Source organism: Nostoc sp. 106C (assembly GCF_002154725.1).
In the GTDB taxonomy this organism is placed as follows: Bacteria; Cyanobacteriota; Cyanobacteriia; order Cyanobacteriales; family Nostocaceae; genus Aulosira.
Genome location: NZ_MTAW01000007.1, coordinates 1 through 1,432, shown reverse-complemented (window position 1 = coordinate 1,432; position 1,432 = coordinate 1). Strand labels below are relative to the sequence as shown.

Sequence of the window (1,432 nt, the reverse complement as noted above, 5' to 3'; positions counted from 1 at the left end):
TCATTAGGAGACAAGCAGCAGGCACTTAAATTCTACAACTCTGCTCTGCCTTTGAGTAAGGAGGTGGGGGATAAAGCAGGGGAAGCTAGTAACTTTTACAACCTCGCCTACTTAGAACGCAGTCGCGGTAACTTACAAGCAGCCCGCACTAATGTAGAAGCCGCAATCAAAATTATCGAAGAATTACGCACCAAAATTGACAGCAAAGAACTCCGCACTTCTTACTTCGCCACCCAGCAGGATGTTTACAAATTCTACATCGACCTATTGATGGAACTGCACAAAAAAGAACCGTCCCAAGGATACGCTGCATTAGCCTTGCACTACAGCGAACGCTCCCGCGCTCGAAGCCTCATAGAGTTGTTAAACGAAGCTAATGCCAAAATTCTTAAAGGCGCAAACCCACAACTACTAGCACAAGAACGCGATTTACGACAGCAAATTGATGCTAAAGCTACGCTGCGGCGCAATTTAGAAACCTCAGCAAATAACAAAGATCCGAAAACTCAAGAATCTATTCAACAACTAACTACAGAAATCAACAATCTTCTAGGTCAATACCAAGAAATACAAGCCAAAATCCGTGCTAGTAATCCAGAATATGCAAAATTGACAAACCCAGATCCAGACAAAGATATTCTTAAATTACCGCAAATCCAGCAACAACTTGATAAAGACACGCTGCTATTGCAGTATTCCTTGGGAGAAGAACGCAGCTATTTGTGGGCTGTCACTCCCACATCCATGCAAGTTTACACACTCCCCGGACGGGAAGAAATAGAAAAAGTCGCCACCAAATTCCATCAAAGTTTGCTACAAAGATCAGCTAGTGATTTATCCATTGCCAACGCTAATCAACTTAGTCAACTTATCCTCGCACCTGTTGCCGATAAATTATCAGCAAAGCGTTTAGTAATTGTTGCTGATGGTCAGCTGCAAACTATTTCCTTTGCGGCTTTAGCTGACCTAAGCGCAAATAAATATCAACCTCTGATGGTAAATCATGAAATCGTCAATTTACCCTCAGCCTCAACTATCGCCTTTCAACGCCAACAACTCGCCAAACGCCAACCCGCACCTAAAGCTTTAGCTATCCTCGCTGACCCAGTGTACAGTGCTAACGATGAACGAGTCACAGGTAAACCCGAAAAATCCTCACTCAGATCAGAATTAGAATTTGAACGTTCTGCCCTGGAACGTTCTGCCAGAAGCCTCAAACGCGACGGTTGGGGTAGGCTAGAAAATACCGCAATCGAAGCCAAAGAAATATTAAAACTGATACCAGCAGCAAACACCTTAGAAGCCGTGAATTTTGATGCTAATTACAACTGGGCAACCAACAGCGCCTTAAATCAATTCCGCATCTTACATTTTGCTACTCACGGTTTTGTCAATCAAGACCAACCAGAACTATCCGGGATTGTACTGTCAT

The 1,432-nt window shown here is 43.5% G+C and carries 1 protein-coding gene; it reads left to right on the top strand.

The features are described 5' to 3' along the window. Positions 1 to 1,432, top strand: a 1,432-nt coding sequence (locus BV375_RS00065) for a CHAT domain-containing protein (RefSeq protein ID WP_143841907.1), incomplete at both ends; no start/stop codon positions are given.